Annotated in this window: 16 protein-coding genes; 12 read left to right on the plus strand and 4 right to left on the minus strand. The window is 71.9% G+C overall.

The window, feature by feature from the left end; translation table 11 throughout:
- Positions 1 to 122: 122 nt before the first annotated feature.
- Positions 123 to 1,136 (minus strand): GDP-mannose 4,6-dehydratase, encoded by a 1,014-nt coding sequence (gene gmd, locus ACGFMM_RS00230; RefSeq protein ID WP_393641628.1) that lies wholly within the window; start codon positions 1,134 to 1,136, stop codon positions 123 to 125.
- Between the two features lie 113 nt (positions 1,137 to 1,249).
- On the opposite strand from gmd, the gene ACGFMM_RS00235 reads away from it, so the two are divergent.
- On the plus strand, positions 1,250 to 2,218 hold the full coding sequence (locus ACGFMM_RS00235; RefSeq protein WP_393642772.1) for a GDP-L-fucose synthase family protein: 969 nt from the start codon (positions 1,250 to 1,252) through the stop codon (positions 2,216 to 2,218).
- 18 nt (positions 2,219 to 2,236) lie between these two features.
- Here ACGFMM_RS00235 and ACGFMM_RS00240 read toward each other — a convergent pair whose 3' ends face one another.
- Entirely contained in the window at positions 2,237 to 3,730 is a 1,494-nt protein-coding gene (locus ACGFMM_RS00240; RefSeq protein WP_393641630.1) for a sugar transferase, read from the minus strand.
- Between the two features lie 233 nt (positions 3,731 to 3,963).
- Here ACGFMM_RS00240 and ACGFMM_RS00245 point away from each other — a divergent pair, with 233 nt between their 5' ends.
- The 4 genes from ACGFMM_RS00245 (at position 3,964) to ACGFMM_RS00260 (ending at position 8,615) form a co-directional block, all read left to right on the plus strand.
- Positions 3,964 to 5,019: an LCP family protein gene (locus ACGFMM_RS00245; protein WP_393641632.1), complete on the plus strand. Its 1,056-nt coding sequence runs from the start codon at positions 3,964 to 3,966 to the stop codon at positions 5,017 to 5,019.
- A gap of 71 nt (positions 5,020 to 5,090) precedes the next feature.
- On the plus strand, positions 5,091 to 6,641 hold the full coding sequence (locus tag ACGFMM_RS00250) for a glycoside hydrolase family 71 protein (RefSeq protein ID WP_393641634.1): 1,551 nt from the start codon (positions 5,091 to 5,093) through the stop codon (positions 6,639 to 6,641).
- A 37-nt stretch (positions 6,642 to 6,678) separates the two neighbouring features.
- Positions 6,679 to 8,115 (plus strand): WGR domain-containing protein, encoded by a 1,437-nt coding sequence (locus tag ACGFMM_RS00255; protein WP_393641636.1) that lies wholly within the window; start codon positions 6,679 to 6,681, stop codon positions 8,113 to 8,115.
- Positions 8,112 to 8,615: a hypothetical protein gene (locus ACGFMM_RS00260; RefSeq protein ID WP_393641638.1), complete on the plus strand. Its 504-nt coding sequence runs from the start codon at positions 8,112 to 8,114 to the stop codon at positions 8,613 to 8,615. The genes ACGFMM_RS00255 and ACGFMM_RS00260 overlap by 4 nt, the downstream gene beginning before the upstream one ends.
- 28 nt (positions 8,616 to 8,643) lie before the next feature.
- Here ACGFMM_RS00260 and ACGFMM_RS00265 read toward each other — a convergent pair whose 3' ends face one another.
- The gene (locus ACGFMM_RS00265) at positions 8,644 to 9,252 is read right to left on the minus strand and encodes an HdeD family acid-resistance protein (protein ID WP_393641641.1); all 609 of its coding nucleotides are present in this window, start codon (positions 9,250 to 9,252) and stop codon (positions 8,644 to 8,646) included.
- Positions 9,253 to 9,449: 197 nt separating this feature from the next.
- On the opposite strand from ACGFMM_RS00265, the gene ACGFMM_RS00270 reads away from it, so the two are divergent.
- The 6 genes from ACGFMM_RS00270 to ACGFMM_RS00295 all read left to right on the plus strand — a co-directional run bounded on the left by ACGFMM_RS00270 (position 9,450) and on the right by ACGFMM_RS00295 (position 15,716).
- Positions 9,450 to 9,995 (plus strand): DoxX family membrane protein, encoded by a 546-nt coding sequence (locus tag ACGFMM_RS00270; protein WP_393641643.1) that lies wholly within the window; start codon positions 9,450 to 9,452, stop codon positions 9,993 to 9,995.
- A 99-nt stretch (positions 9,996 to 10,094) separates the two neighbouring features.
- Positions 10,095 to 12,632 (plus strand): SpoIIE family protein phosphatase, encoded by a 2,538-nt coding sequence (locus ACGFMM_RS00275; RefSeq protein ID WP_393641645.1) that lies wholly within the window; start codon positions 10,095 to 10,097, stop codon positions 12,630 to 12,632.
- Positions 12,633 to 12,844: 212 nt separating this feature from the next.
- Positions 12,845 to 13,345, plus strand: coding sequence for a hypothetical protein (locus ACGFMM_RS00280; protein ID WP_393641647.1), 501 nt, complete (start codon positions 12,845 to 12,847; stop codon positions 13,343 to 13,345).
- A gap of 40 nt (positions 13,346 to 13,385) precedes the next feature.
- The gene (locus ACGFMM_RS00285) at positions 13,386 to 14,372 is read left to right on the plus strand and encodes a hypothetical protein (protein ID WP_393641649.1); all 987 of its coding nucleotides are present in this window, start codon (positions 13,386 to 13,388) and stop codon (positions 14,370 to 14,372) included.
- A 150-nt stretch (positions 14,373 to 14,522) separates the two neighbouring features.
- Positions 14,523 to 15,152, plus strand: coding sequence for a TetR/AcrR family transcriptional regulator (locus ACGFMM_RS00290; protein ID WP_393641651.1), 630 nt, complete (start codon positions 14,523 to 14,525; stop codon positions 15,150 to 15,152).
- Between the two features lie 15 nt (positions 15,153 to 15,167).
- Positions 15,168 to 15,716, plus strand: a complete 549-nt coding sequence (locus ACGFMM_RS00295; RefSeq protein WP_393641653.1) for a YciI family protein — start codon at positions 15,168 to 15,170, stop codon at positions 15,714 to 15,716.
- A gap of 51 nt (positions 15,717 to 15,767) precedes the next feature.
- On the opposite strand, the gene ACGFMM_RS00300 is transcribed toward ACGFMM_RS00295, so the two are convergent.
- The gene (locus ACGFMM_RS00300) at positions 15,768 to 17,513 is read right to left on the minus strand and encodes a VanW family protein (protein WP_393641655.1); all 1,746 of its coding nucleotides are present in this window, start codon (positions 17,511 to 17,513) and stop codon (positions 15,768 to 15,770) included.
- A gap of 246 nt (positions 17,514 to 17,759) precedes the next feature.
- Here ACGFMM_RS00300 and ACGFMM_RS00305 point away from each other — a divergent pair, with 246 nt between their 5' ends.
- Positions 17,760 to 19,046, plus strand: a complete 1,287-nt coding sequence (locus ACGFMM_RS00305; RefSeq protein ID WP_393642774.1) for a ricin-type beta-trefoil lectin domain protein — start codon at positions 17,760 to 17,762, stop codon at positions 19,044 to 19,046.
- The last annotated feature ends 47 nt before the right edge of the window (positions 19,047 to 19,093 follow it).

The following is a 19,093-nucleotide window of genomic DNA, read 5'->3' on the forward strand; positions in this document are numbered from 1 at the left end:
CGTGAAGCAATGCACGTGCCATGTGGTGAATGCGCACTGTACGACGAAATGACGGTGAGAAACGGCCACTTGACCAATTCCGTACCGTGCGCGGCTGGTTGTCCCGAAGCGGAACGTCCGGCTCAGCGGTCGATTCGCACGGTCACGCCGGCCAACTGGTCCTCCACCTGGCGCACATCGGCGTCCACCATGATCCGGGCCAGTTCCTCCACGTGCACGTCCGGCTTCCAGCCGAGCAGCTCGCGGGCCTTCGACGCGTCGCCGATCAGCGCGTCGACCTCGCTGGGGCGCTCGTACTTGGGGTCGTAGCGGACGTGCTCGGCCCACTCCAGGCCGGCGTGCGCGAAGGCCGTCTCCACGAACTGCCGTACCGTCGCCGGGACTCCGGTCGCCACCACGTAGTCGGTCGGCTCCTCCTGCTGGAGCATCCGCCACATCGCGTCCACGTACTCGGGGGCGTACCCCCAGTCCCGTACCGCGTCGAGGTTGCCCAGGTACAGCCTGTCCTGGAGGCCGGCCTTGATCCGGGCCACCGCGCGGGTGATCTTGCGGGTCACGAAGGTCTCGCCGCGGCGCGGCGACTCGTGGTTGAACAGGATCCCGTTCACCGCGAACATGCCGTACGCCTCACGGTAGTTGACCGTGGTCCAGTAGCCGAAGACCTTCGCCGCGCCGTACGGGCTGCGCGGGTGGAAGGGGGTCTGCTCGTTCTGCGGCGGGGGAGTGGAACCGAACATCTCCGAGGAGGAGGCCTGGTAGATCCGGGTGTCGATGCCGCTGGCCCGGATCGCCTCCAGGAGCCGCAGCGCGCCCAGGCCCGTCACGTCGCCGGTGTACAGCGGCGCGTCGAACGAGACCCGCACATGGGACTGCGCGCCGAGGTTGTACACCTCGTCGGGTCGGATGTCCCGCAGCAGGTTCACCAGCGCCACCCCGTCCGACAGGTCCGCGTGGTGCAGCACGAAAGAACGGTTCGCCTGCTGCGGGTCCTGGTAGACGTGGTCGATCCGCTCCGTGTTGAAGCTGGACGACCGGCGGACGAGGCCGTGCACCGTGTAGCCCTTGGAAAGCAGCAGTTCGGCCAGGTACGAGCCGTCCTGCCCGGTGACGCCGGTGATGAGTGCGGTCTTGCTCATGCGTGATGCCCCTCCCGTACGGACCGGCCCCCAGCCGGTCCGCATCCTGCGGATATGTGATGGTCGATGCGGAAAATCCTGGTCTGGCGTACTGCGTGCCGTCCCGGCCTGGCATGATCCGGGCCATGACTGATTCGACGAGCGCAACGACGTCGTACCTGCCCGAGCGGGCCCGGATCTTCGTCGCGGGCCACCGCGGCCTGGTCGGCTCCGCGGTCGCCCGGAGGCTCACCGCGGACGGCCACGAGGTGCTCACCCGGACCCGCGCCGAACTCGACCTGAGCGACGCCGCACGCACCGCCGACTACCTGCGTCGGACCCGGCCGGACGCGGTGGTGCTCGCCGCCGCCAAGGTCGGCGGCATCATGGCCAACAGCACGTACCCCGTGCAGTTCCTGGAGGAGAACCTCCGGATCCAGCTGAGCGTGATCGCGGGCGCGCACGCCGCCGGCGTCGGCCGGCTGCTGTTCCTCGGCTCGTCCTGCATCTACCCCAAGCTCGCCCCGCAGCCGATCACCGAGGACGCGCTGCTCACCGGCCCGCTGGAGCCGACCAACGAGGCGTACGCGCTCGCCAAGATCGCCGGCATCGTGCAGATCCAGGCGTACCGCAAGCAGTACGGCGCGGCCTACATCTCCGCGATGCCGACCAATCTTTACGGCCCCGGCGACAACTTCGACCTGGAGACCTCGCACGTCCTGCCGGCGCTGATCCGGCGCTTCCACGAGGCCCGTGAGGCCGGCCTGGACGAGCTCGCGCTCTGGGGCTCCGGCACCCCGCGCCGCGAGTTCCTGCACGTCGACGACCTGGCCGCGGCCTGCGCCGTGCTGCTGCGCGGATACGACGGCGACGAGCCGGTCAACATCGGCTGCGGCGCGGACCTGACGATCCGTGAACTCGCCGAGACCGTCGCGGAGGTGACCGGTTTCGAAGGACGGCTGGCCTGGGACACGAGCAAGCCGGACGGCACCCCGCGCAAGCTGCTCGACGTGAGCCGGCTGAACTCCCTCGGCTGGAAGCCGCAGATCGCGCTGCGGGACGGCGTCGCGGCCACCTACGCCTGGTGGCGGGAACAGAACTGACGTCATGCGGGCGGCCCGTCAGTACGCTCCGCGACCGTCGACGACGGCGCGGAACGTACGGGCCATCACGTCGACGTCGCTGGTGAAGGACCAGTTGTCGACATAGTGCAGGTCCAGCTCGACGGTCTCGTCCCAGGACAGGTCCGAGCGGCCGCTGATCTGCCACAGTCCGGTCATGCCGGGCCGCACCGAGAGCCGGCGCAGCTCCACGTCGTCGTACCGGGCGACCTCCTCCGGCAGCGGCGGACGCGGCCCCACCAGTGACATCGCACCGCACAACACGTTGATCAGCTGCGGGAGTTCGTCCATCGACGTGCGGCGCAGCAGCCGGCCCACCCGGGTCACGCGCGGGTCGCGGCGCATCTTGAACATCAGCCCGTCGTGCTCGTTCGACTGCGTCAGCTCCGCCTTGCGGGCGTCCGCGTCGGTGAACATCGTGCGGAACTTCCACATCATGAACGGCTCGCGGCCCTGACCGATGCGCACCTGCCGGTAGAACACCGGGCCCGGCGAGGTCAGCCGCACCGCCGCGCCGATCCCGAAGAACAGCGGCGACAGAAGCAGCAGCCCGAGCGCCGCGCCCGCCCGGTCGGTCACCGACTTCAGCACCTGCTGCACCCCGTTGCGGACCGGCGGCGCCACGCGCAGCAGCGCCATGCCGGCCGCCGACACGGTCTCGATGCGCTTCACGGCGCACTCCACCAGACCGGGGGCCAGGGCGAGTTCGGTGCCGGAGTCGTGCAGGCCCCAGGCCAGCCGGCGCAGCCGCGGCCCGGTCATCCGGGTGCCGGGCGCGACGAGGACCACGTCCGCGCGCAGCTGCCGGGCGGCGTCGAGGACCTCGCGGGCATCGCCGTCGACCTCCCGCGGGGCGGCCTTCGCCAGCCGGGCGGCCACCGGGGCGCCGGTGCGGACCTGCCCCTCGCCGACGGCGACGACACCGACGACGACGTACGGATGGTCCGTACGGCCGGACAGGTGCTCGGCGACCTCGCCGGCCGCGGCCGGTTCGCCCAGCACCAGGACCCGGGTGACCACCTGCGCCTCCCGGCGGGCCGCTACCAGGTGATGCCATGTCACCTTGCGGCAGAGCAGGGTGAGTACGGGCGCGGGCAGCAGCGCGAGCAGGCAGAGCAGCGGCGGGTGGTGCAGGTCGGCGGCGGCCCGCAGCACGGCGAGCACCCCGATCAGGATCAGCCAGTCGTGCAGCACCGGCAGGCTGCCGCGCGACTCGCCCAGCTCGCGGGCCGCGTACCGCCGCCGCAGGGCCCGTACCGCCAGCCAGGCCCCGGCGGCCACGGCGGCGCAAGTCGCCGCGTACGGCTGCTCGTTGAGGCCGAGGACCAGCGCCGTGGGCAGGGCGACGCCCCCCACGTCCGCGGTCAGCGCGAACGGCAGATACCAGTGCGCCTTGGCGCGCTGCTGCGGACGCACGAGTCCGCTGAGCTCTCCGGATGCTCCCCCAGCTGTGGTCTCAGCTGTACGGGCATGCCACATGTACCCCCCCGGCACGTGTCGACCGACGCGTCCCGTTCATCGACCCCCGGATCGATGAACAAGTGTCGCATCGCGGAACAGTACGACAAACGCGTGTACCTCGTCTGCTGTTCACGCGAAAGTAATGACTGGGGGAGGGTGTGTTCATGTCGTGACGTGCGGGCCCGGGCTACGTCCGACCTTCACATGATAGTTCTGTCGTGTTCACGCTTTTCGCACGTGAGACCGCACGGTGGGAGGGGACCCGAGTGCATCAGGGGGAAGAGGCGGACCGCACGGAGAACACGCCGGATGTGGCGGACGCCACGCCGCGCGCGCGACGGCGGGTGCGACCGGGACGTGTGCTCCTCGGGGCGCTCGCCCTGCTGGGCGCCGGCGTCCTGATGGCCGGCGGCGCCGGCTGGTGGGCCGTCGACCACTACACCGGCAAGGTCGAACGGATCCCCGACGCCTTCCCGACGAAGGTGCCGCCCGCCGAACAGCCCGCACCGAGCAAGGGCGGCACCACGTTCCTGCTCGTCGGCGTGGACAGCCGCTCCGACCTGCCCACCACCGGCCGCGACGCCAAGGCCCCCGCCTGGCGGTACGGAGCCCAGCGCAGCGACACGATGATGCTGATCCACCTGCCGGAGGACCACTCCAACGCCTACGTCGTCTCACTGCCGCGCGACTCCTGGGTCCCCGTCCCCGGACACGGCGACGCCAAGCTCAACGCCGCCTTCTCCTGGGGCGGTTCACCGCTGCTCATCGACACCGTGCAGCGTTTCACCGACGTCCGGATCGACCATCTGGCCGTCATCGACTGGGAGGGCTTCAAGCACCTCACCGACGCGGTCGGCGGCGTCGACCTCACCGTCGGCGGCGAGGTCCGGCACATGAACGGCGAACAGGGCCTGCGGTACGTGCGCGAGCGCAAAAACCTTGCCCGCGGCGACTTCGACCGCACCCACCGCCAGCAGAACTTCCTGCGAGCCGTCCTGAACAAGGTCATGACCCCGCGCAACCTCACCAACCCCGTCAAGGCCTCCGAACTCCTCGACGACCTCACCGCGAGCGTCAGCGTCGACGACCGGCTCAGCGACTCCGACCTGCGCGAACTGCTCTGGAACAACCGCGAGGTGCGGCCCGGCCGCATGGTCTTCATGAACGCCCCCGTGGCCGGCACCGACATGATCAAGGGCCAGTCCGTGGTGCTCGTCGACAAGAAGAAGTCGGCCGAACTGTGGGCCGCGATGCGGAACGACACCATGGCCGACTACGTCGCCGGTCACCGCCTCGACCGGCTCGGAACCGGTACGCGGTAGGGCCGCGGCGGCCGTCCGGCGCGCGCCGGACGGTTGTTGTTCCCACGCCGTCCATCGGTTCTACTACCGGCATGTCGGACTTCCGCGCCACCCCCGCAGGGGAGCGCCGCACCACCCACCGCTCGCCGCGCCGCCGCCGGCTGCTGCCCGCGCTGCTGCTCGGCGTCCTCGCGCTCGGCGCCTGGGCCGGCAGCGGCATGGCCGACGGCCTGGGCAACGACGGACCGGCCGGCCGGCCGACCCGGGAGCGGCCCGCCGAGTACAGCACCGCCCTGCCGTTCGACCTGCCGTCCACGGCCGAACTGCGCCGCTCCGGAAAGCCGGTGTTCGCCCACTACTTCACGCCGTACCCGCTCTCCCTCGACAACGAGCCGCCGGAGCGGGACTACTACGCCCGCAACTACCTCACCCCGGACGGCGAGAAGGGCAAGCACGCGGCCTACGGCGGACTCCTGCGCGACCGGCCGCTGCCCGCCCCGCGCGAGGACGGCGACTGGGAACTCGCCCATCTGCGCCAGGAAGTGCGCACCGCCCGCGACGCCGGACTCGACGGCTTCACCCTCGACCTGCTGTCGCTCTCCGGCCGCAACCGGGACCGCACCGAGAACCTGCTGCGCGCCGCCGACGCCGAGGACCCCGGCTTCCGGATCGTCCTGATGCCCGACATGACCTCCCTGGACACCACGCCCGAGGCGCTCGCCGACGCACTCGCCCAACTGGGCCGGCACCGCTCCGCGCACCGGCTGCCCGACGGACGCCTGGTGGTCTCCCCGTTCAAGGCCGAGGCGCAGAGCCCCGATTGGTGGCGGCGCGCCATGACGGCGCTTGAGCGCGAGCACGGCATCCGCACCGCGCTCGTCCCCGTGTTCCTGGATCTCGACGCGAACGCCGAACGGTTCGCCCCGATCAGCCACGGCCTGTCCGAATGGGGCAGCCGCAGCTACACCACCCAGTCCGGCAGCGCCGCGGCGACCCGGACGGCCCACCGGCTCGGCAAGATCTGGATGCAGCCGGTCTCCGTCCAGGACGCACGCCCCAACCAGGGCGTCTACGACGAGGCCGGCAACACCGAGACGCTGCGGGCCAGTTGGGGCGAGGCCATCGACAACGGCGCCGACTGGGTCCAGCTGACCACCTGGAACGACTACTCCGAGGGCACCCACTTCGCCCCCTCCGTCCACAACGGCCACGCCTACCTCGACCTCACCTCGTACTACCTGACCCGTTTCAAGACCGGCGACTGGCCGCGGATCGAACGGGACACGCTGTACCTCACCTCCCGCGTCCAGTTCGCCGCCGCCCGGCCGCCCGCCGGCGCGCAGAGCAAGGTGATAGAGCCGCGCGACGGCTCCGCCGCACCACGCGACACCGTCGAGGTGCTCGGCTTCCTGACCGCCCCGGCCACCGTCCGGACCTTCACCGGTGGGGAGAAGGCGAGCCACGAGGCTCCGGCCGGCGTGTCCGCGCGACTGCTGCCGCTGCGCAGCGGGACCAGCGGCGCCACCGTCGTACGGGACGGGCGGACCACCACCGCGGTCTCCTCGCGCTACCCCGTCCGGGACCGGGTCACCCGGCAGGACCTGCAGTACTACGCCGTCACCAGCGGGCGCAGCCAGCGGTGATCCGTGATTGTCAGTGCCGGCCCCTAACGTTTTCCGCATGACGACGAAGACCTATCTGGAGCTGTCGCAGGACGACGGCGGCGCGCACAAGTTCTACGAAGTGACGGTCTCCGGCACCACGGTGTCGGTCCGGTACGGACGGATCGGCGCGGCCGGACAGACGCAGACCTCGACCTTCCCCACGGAGGAGAAGGCACGGGCCGCGGCGGCCAAGAAGATAGGCGAGAAGGTCCGCAAGGGGTACGCCCCGGCCGTCCAGGGCGGGCGGGCCGCCCGCTCCGTCACGCGGCGTCAGGTCGCCTCGGCGCCCGCCACGGTCCGCGCCGTCGCGCCGGTGCTGTGGCGGTTCCGGACCGGCTCGGCGGCCTTCGGCATCCACGTCGACGAGGAGCGCTGCTGGGTCGGCAACCAGTCCGGAGACGTGTACACGCTCAGCCACACCGGCGAGGTGCACGCCCGGTTCAACCTGCCCGACGGCGTGAAGTGCCTGGTCGCCGACGACTTCTGGATCTACGCGGGCTGTGACGACGGCCGGGTCTACGACCTGTCCTCCAAGCTGCCGTTCGCCGCGTACGAGATCGCCGCCGACGTCGACATCTTCTGGCTGGACATCCACGAGGGCGTGCTGAACGTGGCCGACCGGGGCGGCAGGCTGACCGTCATCGACCACGAGGACGAGCACCAGTGGGCCCGCAAGAGCCGCGGCGAGCACGCCTGGATGGTCCGCGCCGACGACAAGGCGGTCTACCACGGCCACCACCTCGGCGTGACGGCCTACGCGCCCGACGGAGGCCGCGAGCTGTGGGACACCGCCACCGACGGCGCGGTCCTGTTCGGCTGGCAGGAGGACGCCGCCGTGTACGCGGGGACCGCGCACCGCAAGGTGCAGCGGCTGGCCAAGGCCGACGGGCGCGTCGAAGCCGTCTTCGCCTGCGACGCCTCGGTGTACTCCTGCGCCACCTCGCCCGGCGGCCGGTTCGTCTTCGCCGGCGACTCCGCCTCCTCGGTGTACTGCTTCGACGCGAACGGCACCCGGCTGTGGAAGCTCGGCACCGGCTGCGGCTCGGCGCTCTCCATGCAGTACCTCGACGAGCGGCTGTACATCGTGACCAGCGACGGCTCGCTGGCCTGCATCGACGCGAGCGAGGCGGCGATCGCCGCCGCCCAGGACGGCACCGTCCCCGAGGCGCGGGACGTCAAGCTGGCCGCCGCCCTGCCCACGTACGAGCCCGCGACCAGCACCTCGGCCGTCGTCAGCGTGGCCGCCGCCCCGGCGGGCACGGTCGTCGTCGAGTGCGTGCAGGAGGGCGGACGGGTCCGGGTGCGGGTGGTCTCCGAGGGCTACGAGCCCTCCTGGAACGTCCAGTTCCCGCGCGCCATACGGGAGCCGGGCACCCGGTACGCGGTGGACGCGCTGCACGCGGCGGCCGGCGGCTTCTACCGGGTGCGGGGCGACATCCGGCGGCTTCGGTGAGCACCGGCGGGTTCGAGGCCGCTGCCGGGGACGGCCCTCCGGCCGGCGGCGACGACCCCGAGCAGCGGTCCCGCGAGGTGCGGGCGGCCTTCGAGGGGCTGCTGCAGATCCGCCGCACGCTGAACAGGAACGGAGGGGACGGCAGCGGAGGGGACCGGAGCGGCGAGGACCCGGCGGCGCTGCCCGCCGAATGGGAGCGCAGACAGCCCGTACGGGCCGTCGCGCTCGCCCTGGAGGCGGCCGGGACCACGCCCTGCGCCGTGAACGCCGAGGGCGTGCCGACGGCCACCGGCTACCGGGTGCGGGCCGGCGAACGGCCCGGCACCGTCGTCGTGGAGTGGCTCGGCCCGCCGGGAAGCGGGGCCGTGCGCGAGGAGGAGGACGCGCTCCGGGCGCTCGTGCCGGTGCTCGGCCGGCTCGGCTGGGAGGCCCTGCTGTACCGCGGACCGCGCCGCAGACGCTTCCTGGAGGTCGAGGCGGTGAGCCCCGGCTCGAGGTGAGTCGGGGTGAGGTGCGGCGGGCGTCGCGTCAGAAGCCGGTCGGCAGCTCCTTGGCGCGCTTGCGCACCATGAACGCGGTGGCGATCTCCACGACGCCGACCGCCAGGGCCCAGCAGCCGCCGAGCACGGTCAGCACCGTCAGCGACTCCAGCGGGGAGACGATCAGGACGACGCCCGCGAAGAAGGTGATCACACCGAGGAAGATGTGCCAGCCCCGGGCCGGCATCGTCGGGTCGGAGGCCGCCGCCACGGTCTCCATGATCCCGCGGAACAGCCAGCCGATACCGATCCACAGCGCGAGCAGCAGGGTCGACTGCGTCGCACCGCGGAAGCAGAACAGGCCCAGCACGATCGACAGCGCGCCGCTGATGAAGGCCATCACCCGCAGCGCGGTCCTGGCGTGCGTGCCGAAGGCCCCGATCAGCTGCATCACACCGCTGAACACCAGGTACAGGCCGAACAGCACACCGATCGCGACCAGCGTCTCGTCCGGCCAGGACAGCACCAGGATGCCGATGACCAGCGACGCGATGCCGGCGAACAACAGCACCTGCCAGGCGCTGCGGGCGAGCATGCCCAACGGCCCTTCCAGAGGTGTCTCCGAGCCCGAGGAGTACGGGTCGTGTGTCTGCGTCATGGGTCGCTCACTTCCGTTCCGTGGCCACCAGCCAGGCCACCCCACTAAAGCAAGACCCGGCAAATGCCGCAAAACATGACACGAACGGAGTAGCAGTAGCCGACGCGACTCGCTGCGCACGGTCAGAGTGGGAACCCGAAGTCCGCTATCCCCGCACCTGTCCCCGCACGTATCCCCGCACCAACGGGAGACCCCTCATGGCTTCGTTCAACCGACGCGACCTGGGCCTGCTCGCGCTGCGGGTCGGCACCGGCGCCGTGCTCGCCGCGCACGGCACCCAGAAGCTGTTCGGCTGGTTCGGCGGCGGAGGACTGGAAGGCACCGCCAAGGCGATGGCGGCCATGGGGTTCTCGCCCGCCAAGGAGAGCGCCATCGCGGCCGGCCTCGGCGAGGCGGGCGGCGGCGCACTGCTCGCCCTGGGCCTCGCCACCCCGGCGGCCGGCGCGGCCGCGGCCGGCGCGATGGCCGGCGCCGTCGCCGTGCACGCCCCGGCCGGCTTCTTCGCCGGCGCCGGCGGCTTCGAGTACCCGGCGTTCCTCGGCTTCACCGCCGCCGCGATCGGCGTCGCCGGCGCCGGCCGCTACTCCCTCGACCACGTCACCGACCACGTCCTCGACCGGCCCTGGGTCGTCGCCGTCGCCTTCATCGGCACCGCGTTCGCCGCCGCGGCCGTCGTCGGCCGCCGTGCCGTCGCGCAGGAGGAGGAGCGGGCCGAGGAACAGGCCGAGGAGACCGCGCCCTAGCGTCGCGCGAACTGGCGGTGCGGGTGTGCCGAGAGATGATGGAGGGGTCTCGGCTTCCGCGAGGGTCGGTGACGGTGAGCGCACAGCCGCGTGAGGGAGGTGACGAACGAGTTGAACGGCCACCCCCTCGGCGGTGTGCCCCCGCACGACCACGGCGGACTCCTGCTGACCGATGGCGCGGTCGGGGCGCTGCTCGACGCCAACGGCGTCATCGTCGGCTGGTCGCCGGGCGCGGAACAACTGCTCGCGCTGACCGCCGCGGACGTCTGCGGCCGGCACGCCCCCGAACTCCTCGCCGACGCCGCCGCCTGGCCCACCCTCGTCGCCGGCCGCACCGCGGGCACCTGGTCGGGCGAGGCGGTGCTGCGGACCGGGGACGGCGGCAGCATGAAACTCGACTTCCAGGCCTGCCCCCTCGCCGGCCCCGAGACCAGGGACGAGACCCGGAAGGGCCTGGACGAGGCCCTCTCCCAGGGAGAGCCCGGCGGCCCCGGCCCCGGGGACCGTCCCCCCGGCCCCGGCCGCTACTTCGTGCTCGCCGCCCCCGCGGGCACCGTCGCCCGCTGGATGCAGGACCAGGCGTTCACCCGCGAGCTGTTCCTCCAGGACCGGGTCGGCCTCGCCGTCTTCGACAACGAGCTGCGGCTCGCCCGCACCAACACCCACCTCCTGCCGTACAGCGGCGTCCCACGCGACCTCACCGACGGACGCCTCGGCGACTTCCTGCAGGCCGAGGACGCGGAGGCGATCGAACGGCGGCTGCGCGACGTGCTCCTGACCGGCAATCCGCTGATCCGCGCCGAGGAGACCGCCCGCACCCTCACCACCCCCGGCCGCGGCGCGGTCATGGCCATCACCGCCTTCCGGCTCCAGGACCACTCGGGCCAGGTGCTCGGCGTCACCGCCCTGTTCACCGACACCACCGTCCCGCGCCGGGCCACCGAACGTCTCGCGCTGCTCCAGCGCGCCACCGCCGCCGTCGGCGGCTCCCTCTCCGTCGCCGCCACCGCCGACGAACTCGCCGGCGTGCTCGTACCCGGACTCGCCGATCTCGCCGTCGTCGAGATCGCCGAAGCCGTGTTCGGCGGTGAGGACCCCCTGCCCGGCGCCGACGGGCGGCTCGCCCTGCGCCGGACCGCCGTCGTCGGCAGCGACGGCACGGACCGCCCGCCCACCGGCGTCGAGGTCCTGTGCGACCCCGAGACAGTCGAGGACTCCGACGGTGCGGCCACCACGATGACCGCCGCGCTCCGGGCGCGCGGCAGCCTCCTCGGCCGGGTGACCGTGCACCGCGCACCGGGCGGGTCCCGCTTCGACCCCGCCGATCTGGACCTGCTCCGCGAGATCGCCCTACATGCGGGACTCTCCGTGGACAACGCCCGCCGCTACACCCGCGAGCACCGCTCCGCCGTCGGCCTGCAGCGCAGCCTGCTGCCGCCCTCGCAGTCCGAGACCGCCGCCGTCACCACCGCCGGCGTCTACCTGCCCGCGGACACCGGCACGGGCGTCGGCGGCGACTGGTTCGACGTCATCCCGCTCTCCTCCGCCCGCGTCGCCCTCGTCGTCGGCGACGTCGTCGGCCACGGCCTCGCCGCCACCGCCACCATGGGCCGGCTGCGCACCGCCGTCCGCACGCTCGCCGACCTCGACCTGGAACCGGACGAACTGCTGGTCCATCTCGACGACCTGGTCTCCCAGTTGCGGCTCGAGAGCGCCGACGAGTCCGGCGAGTCCGACGAGCACGATGACGGGGACCGCGTCGGGCCGGGACCGTCCGAGGAGCCCGAGCCCGTACGGCGGCCCATCGACCCGATCGGCGCCACCTGCCTGTACGCGGTGTACGACCCGGTCTCCCGCCGCTGCACCATGGCCTCGGCCGGCCATCCGCCGCCCGCCGTGCGCGCCCCGGACGCCGGCGTCTCGTACGTGCCGGTGGACCCCGGCCCCCCGCTCGGCGTCGGCGGCCTGCCGTTCGAGACGGCCGAGATCGAGGTCGAACCCGGCACCCTGCTCGCGCTCTACACCGACGGCCTGGTCGACAGCCTCGTCCACGTCTGGGGCCCGCAGGACCCGAACGCGAACACCGTCGACCAGGGCATGGCCGAGCTCGCCCGCCGCCTCGTCACCGCCGGCGGCGTGCCCGGCGCGCCGCTGCGCGAGATCGGCCGGGAGATGGTCTCCGGCCGGCCCGCGCACCGCCGCTCCGACGACGTCACCCTGCTCCTCGCCCGTACCCACGCGGTGCCGCCGGAGGACACCGCGGCCTGGCCCGTGGAGGCCGACCCGGCCGCGGTCGCCCAGGTTCGCGCGCTCGCGACCGGGCAGCTGTCCGTCTGGGGCCTGGACGAACTGGCCTTCACCACCGAACTGATCCTCAGCGAGCTGGTCACCAACGCGATCCGCTACGCCGGCGGCCCCGTCGAGGCACGGCTCATCCGCGCCGGCCGGCTGACCTGCGAGGTATCCGACCCCAGCGCCACCCAGCCGCGGATGCGCCGCGCCCGGCTCACCGACGAGGGCGGCCGTGGTCTCTACCTCGTCGCGCAGCTCTCCACCCGCTGGGGCAGCCGCTACACCCGGGGCGGCAAGACCATCTGGGCCGAGCAGGAACTCCCGGGCGGCGCAAGCCCGTTGTAACCGGAAACTACCTGAAGCCGCCATAGGCCGCATCAAGCTGTCCGAAATTCCTTCCCGCTTCGGGCAGTTTCCCTTTCGGCGCGCCAAATCGCGCTCTCGCACCTTTTGTTCACTCACTCGCCCGGTCGTGAAGGCGTGGTGTATAAACCCGCCCGGTCCATCAACTCACGTACTCATGGGAGAGGGAGATGCGCAGGATGAAGAGTCTTTCGATGCGCTCCAGGCTCAGCGCGGCCGTCACCGCGATCGCCGCCGCCGCAGGGCTGCTGGCCACCGCGACCCCCGCGCAGGCGGCCGAGTTCACGACCACCGACAACTGCGACGTTCCGTGGATCGAGTGCAGCTACGGCGACCTCTGGCTGCTGTACAACTCCAAGGAACTGGCCATCAGGGACGGCCATTACGTCACCAGCTGGTCCACCTTCTACGGGAACGTCAGCGACTACTGGGGCACCAGCCAGTACCAGGGTTCGACCCTCACGACGTACCGCTACGTCTTCAACGGAAACGGCAACGGCGCCTGGCAGTACATGAAGAACAACGCCGCTTCCGTGCAGAACTGCGCCCCGGGCGACAACTACCGCGTCTACTACAACTCGGGCTACGGCGGCACCTCGCAGTACTTCGCGCACAACGAGCCGTGGGGCGACTGCAATCTCACCAATCTCATCACGGCGCTGAAGAACGAGAACGCCTCGCAGCACTTCGCCTGAGCCGACGCCTCACGCCCCATGTAGACGGGAGTACTTCACGATGAACTGGAACAAGCGCACGTCCGCCGCCGCTGCCCTGGCCGCGGCCGCCGTCCTGCTGACCGGGTGCGGCGCCGGCACGGCGACCGAGACGGTCGGCGCCGCACCGGTGGCCGACGACAAGCCGGTGGTGGACAAGAAGAACTGGCCCAAGGCGACCCCGGAACGCGGTCTGGCCAAGGGCCTGTCGCTGCCCCTCGAGACCTACATGCAGACCTACCAGGACTCGGTGACGCTGGACCAGGCGTCACGCAGACTCCAGGAGAAGTGCATGGCCGACTTCGGCATCGCCATGGAGCTGCCGCTCGCCGGCGCCACCCCGCCGCCGAACGACAACGACGCCAACATGGAGCGCCGTTACGGTCTCACCGACCGCGAGGACGCCGCCCGGTACGGCTACGGGCTGCCCGAGGCGCTCACCCGCCAGGTGCGGCAGAAGATGCCCGACCTGACCGACGAGCAGGTCCAGGTGCTGACCGGGCACTCCAAGCCCGACCGGCCGAACAGCCCCGGCGCCGCGGCGGCCGCGAAGCGCGCCCCGGAGTCCTACCGGGGCAAGAAGATCCACCAGGGCGGCTGCGTCGGCTGGGCGAAGGGCAAGGTGAAGAAGCCCGCGCAGGACGACCTGAACTTCGTCTCGGAGCTGAACGGCAACAGCTTCCTGCAGTCGATGAAGGCCCCGGCCGTGCAACAGGCCATGTCCGCCTGGTCGCAGTGCATGAAGACCAAGGGCTACACGGCTCCCACCCCGTTCGAGGCGACGGACATCGTGCCGCACGCCGAGGGGGGCCCGGCCTCGAAGGAGGAGATCGCGGTCGCGCTCGCGGAGATCGACTGCAAGTCCGAGACCCGGCTGGTCCCGATCTGGTTCGCCGAGGAGACGAGGATCCAGCAGTCCCAGATCGCCGAGCATCAGGCCGAGCTGAACGGCGTCCGCACGCGGAACGGCTCCGCCGTCGCGGCCGCCACCGCGGAACTCGCCGGCTGAGGCCCGCCCGTACCGCAGCGACCGAGGGGGCTCCGGCAGGGCCCCCTCGGCCGTCCGGGCCGTGGACCCCTCGGCCGTCCCGGCGTTGGCCCCGAACCCCCGTGGTAACGTCGCGTACCACCCTGTCCGGCCCGTCGATTGAGCCCGTTCATGCAGCCCACCGCCCCCGCAGCGTCCGCCGAGCCCCTCGCCGCACCCCGGCAGCGGCTGCTCGACGGTCTGGCGCGGGCGCTCAGGGAGCACGGACTGCAGGGGACCAAGGTCACCGACATCGTGGCCAACGCCCGGACGTCGAAGCGGACCTTCTACCAGCTGTTCGCCGACAAGGAAGCCTGCCTGGTCGAACTCGCCGACTCCTGGGCCGCGGGTCTGCACCGCGCCGTAGAGGCGGGCGTGGACCGCGAGGCCCCCTGGGACTCCCAGGTCGACGCGGCGGTCGGCACCTTCCTCACGGCCGTCGCCCGCGATCCGGAACTGGGTGTCGTCGTCTGGCGCGACATGCCCGCCCTCGGCGGGAGGGCCGCCGAACTCCGGGAACGCGATCTGGAGCGGTACGCCGCGTTCTACCGGGAGCTCTCGCAGGGCCCGGTCATGCGCCGCGCGGGCGTCCGGCCGCTCTCGTGGGAGACGGCGATCATCCTGGCCGGAGGACTGTCGGAACTCATCGACCGCTGTGTCCGGACGGGACGGCCGCTGGAGTTCGCGGGCGAGGCGATGAAGGAAGCGGTGAAGCTGATGTTCGGCATCGGCCCGGGCCCCGGCCCAAGCCCCGGCCGCTGATGGGATCCTGAGGCCATGGAGTACTTCTGCTACCACCGTGACCGGCCCGGCTCCGCGCGCCTGCGCCGCGAACTCATCGAGGCGCACTGGTCGTACATGGACCGGTACGAGAAGGAACTCATCGCCCGCGGCCCGACCTTCGCCGCCGGCAGCGACGTGCCCACCGGCAGCGTCCACATCGTCGACCTGCCCGACCCCGCCGCCGCCCGCGCCTTCGCGTTCGACGAGCCCAACTACCAGGCCGGGGCCTACCGCGACGTTCTGCTGCGGCGGTGGCGCAACACACTGGGCCGCACCATGTGGGAGTTCCCCGGCGGCCGCGAGGGCGGCGACCGCTATCTGGTGATCGGGCTGGGCGCGGGCGAGCCCGTTGACCTGGACCCGCCGGCCGACCGCGACGCCGTGATCGCGTACGGCCCGCTGCTCTCCGACGACGGCTCCGCCTGGCTCGGCACCGCGGCGCTGCTCCGCGCCCCGGACGCGGAGTCGGCCCGGGCCGTGCTCACCGCCGGCCGGTACGCGGACATCGAGGTCCACGAGTGGGAGTTCGGCGGGCGGCGCTGACCGGGCAGGGCCGGGCACACGGCGGCGCGGCGGCCTGGGCGCCGCGCCGGTTCACTTCTCGCAGGTGACCTTGTCCCGCGGCGTGTAGTGGGTGCGGTAGGTCTCCCGCTTCACCTCGGCGCCGTCGTTCTCGAAGACCCGGTCGACCTCGATGTCGAAGCCCTCCAGCGGCTCCTGGACCTCGCAGTTCTTGCTCGTGTCCGTGCGCTCCTTCGGCGGCGTGACGTTCGTCCGCGGACCGGCGACGGCCTTCACCGCGTCGTACTTCTTCGTGCCGAGGAAGCTGACCGTCACCGACGAGTCCGTCGAGCTCGCCTTGATGTAGATCGGCGCGCCGGAGTCGTTGAGGAACCTCAGGTCGAGGCTGCCCCAGGCCACCGTCGCCTCGCGGCCGGCCGGGTAGCGCTCGATGTAGAACGAGTGGGCGCCGTGCTCCAGCGGCATGACGCCGGCGAAGAAGAGCGCGTTGTAGATGGTGGTGGCGACCGCCGAGACGCCGCCGCCCGGGGCCTTGCGGTACTGACCGTCCATGATCATCGTGCCGTCCACGAAGCCGTTGGCCTCGGTCCGCTCACCGACGGTGCGGTTGAAGCTCCACACCTCGCCGGGCTGCACCACGGACCCGTTGATCAGCTCCACCGCGCGGCCGATGTTGGTCGTGCGGTACGGGGCGGTCGGGAAGTTCACCGTGAACGTCGACATCTGCTCGGTGATCCCGAGGTCGGCGAGCGCGTCGGCGGTCAGCTTCGGCCGGGTCTCCTTGGCGGCGACCGGGCCGGTACGCGCCTCGGTGCCGGTCTTCGTCAGCAGCGGTTCGACGGCGCGGCCCAGGGCGTCGGGGGACACCTCGCGGCCGGGGCGGCCGTCCTGCTCGACGACGACCTTCCCGTCGCGGACGCCGAGGCGGGCCTCGACGGGCGCGCCGGTCAGCCGGTCCAGCGGCCGGGACACGGCGGGGTCGTGGATCAGCGTGCGGGCGTCCAGGGCCGGGGTGAGGCGGCCGGCGTCGGACTTCACGGTCAGATGGTCGCCGAGGGTGGCCGCGGAGATGAGGAGCCGGTTGTCGCCGGAGGTGAGGGTGACCGGGCCGGACATGGCGGGCGTCGCGTACTCGTTCACGAACCGGGCTACCTCTGCGGCCGGCACCTTCGGCTGCGTCACGGACACGGGGAGGGCGACAGCTGCGGAGCCCCCCGCGGAGGGGTAGGCGGCGCGCAGCGCGGCGGTGGCCTTGCCGGCGTCCAGCTTCCGGCCCTCCCGGGGCTGCGTCACGACGGCCTTGCCGTTCTTGAACGCGACGGCGGCCTCGGTGACGGTCCGGTCGTGCTGCTTCGCCACCGTGGCGACCGCCGCGCTCAGCTTCGCGTCGTCGTGCGCGACGACCGGCTCGATGTCCCGGGACCCGGACGAGAACAGCCGCCCGATCACGGTGAAGGGGTCGCGGGAGGGGTCGGCAGCCCGGTCCGCGGTGGCCTCGACATCGACGGTCATCCCGGCGGCGCCGGGGTCGACGGTGGCCGTGTCGTCACCGACCGTGACCGGCACCGGCTGCTTCCAGGCGGCAGGCCCCGCGGAGGCCAGCCGCGCGGCGGCCTCGGCGCGGCTCAGCCCGCCGATGTCCACCCCGTCGACGCGGGTCCCCGCGGAGATGTCGTCGCCCGTGGCGAGCAGCCCCGCGACGTACAGCCCGCCTGCGACGGCCGCGACGACGCCCGCCGCGATCGCCGCCGTACGTATGTGACCGCGGCGCCCGTCGGGATCCGCGGCGGCATGATCGGTCGTGGAACGGCGGCGCACGCACCCTCCCGGGGCGAAGAGACGTCAGGGGTACGTCTACGACGGTAGGCCGAACGGGTGTGAAAGATCCAGATCATCCGTTTTATTCATCCAGTGATACTCCTCTCATTGCGTTCAATAGCGGGCAAAAGGCGCAGGTCAGGTGGTATTGGACCAGCAGGGTCGCGGAGTCTTGTGGGGTTGGTCTGGACCATGGCAGGCTTCGTTGCCGTCAACCACAAGGACCGAGCGTCGGCGGTGACAACGATGTCCATACCCCCCTCTCGACGATCACGCCTCTTATTGGCCCTCGGAGCCGGGCTCGCCGCCGTGGCGACGATGGTCACCCCGGCCGGGCAGCCGGCCGCGGCCGCCCCGGCGCCCGCCCCGGCCCCCGCAGCGCCGGCCGGTGACGTCGGTATCCAGGCCACCACGTTCAGCGACGAGTTCGACGCTCCGGCGGGCGCGCCGGTCGACGGCTCCAAGTGGAACCTGGAGACCGGCGACAACGTGAACAACCACGAGCGGCAGTACTACACGAACTCGACCAGGAACGCCGTGCACGACGGCCAGGGCAACCTGGTGATCACCGCGCGACGCGAGAACCCCGGCAACTACACCTGCTGGTACGGCCGTTGCGAGTACACCTCGGCCCGGCTCAACACGTCCGGCAAGTTCACGCAGACCTACGGCGCCTTCGAGACCCGGCTGAAGATGTCGCGCGGCCAGGGCATGTGGCCGGCGTTCTGGCTCCTCGGCAGCAACATCGGCGACGTCGGCTGGCCGCAGAGCGGCGAGATCGACGTCATGGAGAACGTCGGCTTCGAGCCGAACACCGTGCACGGCACCCTCCACGGCCCCGGGTACTCGGGCTCGGGCGGCATCGGCGCCGGCCACTCGATCGGCTCGCCGTTCGCGGACGCGTTTCACACGTTCCGTCTCGAGTGGTCGCCGAACAAGATCGTCTGGAAGGTCGACGGAGTCACGTACCAGACAAGGACGCCCGCCGACCTCGGCGGCCGCCAGTGGGTGTTCGACCGCCCGTTCTTCCTCATCCTGAACCTCGCGGTCGGCGGCTACTGGCCCGGCGACCCGGACGGCAGCACCCCGATGCCGAACACCCTGACCGTCGACTACGTGCGGGTCACTGACGACCAGCCGGCCCCGCCGTCCGGCGGCGGCCGGATCACCGGCCTCGGCGGCAAGTGCGTCGATGTGGCCGGCGCGAACCCGGCGAACGGCACCCCGGTCCAGCTGTACGACTGCAACGGCACCGCCGCCCAGCAGTGGACCGTGCACGGCGACGGCTCGATCCGCGCGCTGGGCAAGTGCCTTGACGTCACAGCCGGTTCGACCGCCGACGGCGCCCAGCTCCAGCTCTACGACTGCAACGGCACCGGCGCCCAGAAATGGCGCGTGGAGGCGGCCCGCGACCTCGTGAACGTCGCCGCCGACAAATGCCTCGACGCCACCGGCAACACCTCGGCGAACGGCACCCGCCTGCAGATCTGGACCTGCACAGGCGCGCCCAACCAGAAATGGACGGTCGGCTGAGCCCGTCACCTACGGTGTTCGAAGGGGACGACCCCGTGGTCCCGCCC

The organism is Streptomyces sp. NPDC048604 (genome assembly GCF_043199435.1).
In the GTDB taxonomy this organism is placed as follows: Bacteria; Actinomycetota; Actinomycetes; order Streptomycetales; family Streptomycetaceae; genus Streptomyces.

What these genes read in the sequence shown, in the direction of transcription:
- gmd (WP_393641628.1), bottom strand. Translation starts at nt 1,136, where the DNA reads ATGAGCAAGACCGCACTCATCACCGGCGTCACCGGGCAGGACGGCTCG.
- ACGFMM_RS00235 (WP_393642772.1), top strand. Translation starts at nt 1,250, where the DNA reads ATGATCCGGGCCATGACTGATTCGACGAGCGCAACGACGTCGTACCTG.
- ACGFMM_RS00250 (WP_393641634.1), top strand. Translation starts at nt 5,091, where the DNA reads ATGTCGGACTTCCGCGCCACCCCCGCAGGGGAGCGCCGCACCACCCAC.
- ACGFMM_RS00255 (WP_393641636.1), top strand. Translation starts at nt 6,679, where the DNA reads ATGACGACGAAGACCTATCTGGAGCTGTCGCAGGACGACGGCGGCGCG.
- ACGFMM_RS00265 (WP_393641641.1), bottom strand. Translation starts at nt 9,252, where the DNA reads ATGACGCAGACACACGACCCGTACTCCTCGGGCTCGGAGACACCTCTG.
- ACGFMM_RS00270 (WP_393641643.1), top strand. Translation starts at nt 9,450, where the DNA reads ATGGCTTCGTTCAACCGACGCGACCTGGGCCTGCTCGCGCTGCGGGTC.
- ACGFMM_RS00280 (WP_393641647.1), top strand. Translation starts at nt 12,845, where the DNA reads ATGCGCTCCAGGCTCAGCGCGGCCGTCACCGCGATCGCCGCCGCCGCA.
- ACGFMM_RS00285 (WP_393641649.1), top strand. Translation starts at nt 13,386, where the DNA reads ATGAACTGGAACAAGCGCACGTCCGCCGCCGCTGCCCTGGCCGCGGCC.
- ACGFMM_RS00290 (WP_393641651.1), top strand. Translation starts at nt 14,523, where the DNA reads ATGCAGCCCACCGCCCCCGCAGCGTCCGCCGAGCCCCTCGCCGCACCC.
- ACGFMM_RS00295 (WP_393641653.1), top strand. Translation starts at nt 15,168, where the DNA reads ATGGAGTACTTCTGCTACCACCGTGACCGGCCCGGCTCCGCGCGCCTG.
- ACGFMM_RS00305 (WP_393642774.1), top strand. Translation starts at nt 17,760, where the DNA reads ATGTCCATACCCCCCTCTCGACGATCACGCCTCTTATTGGCCCTCGGA.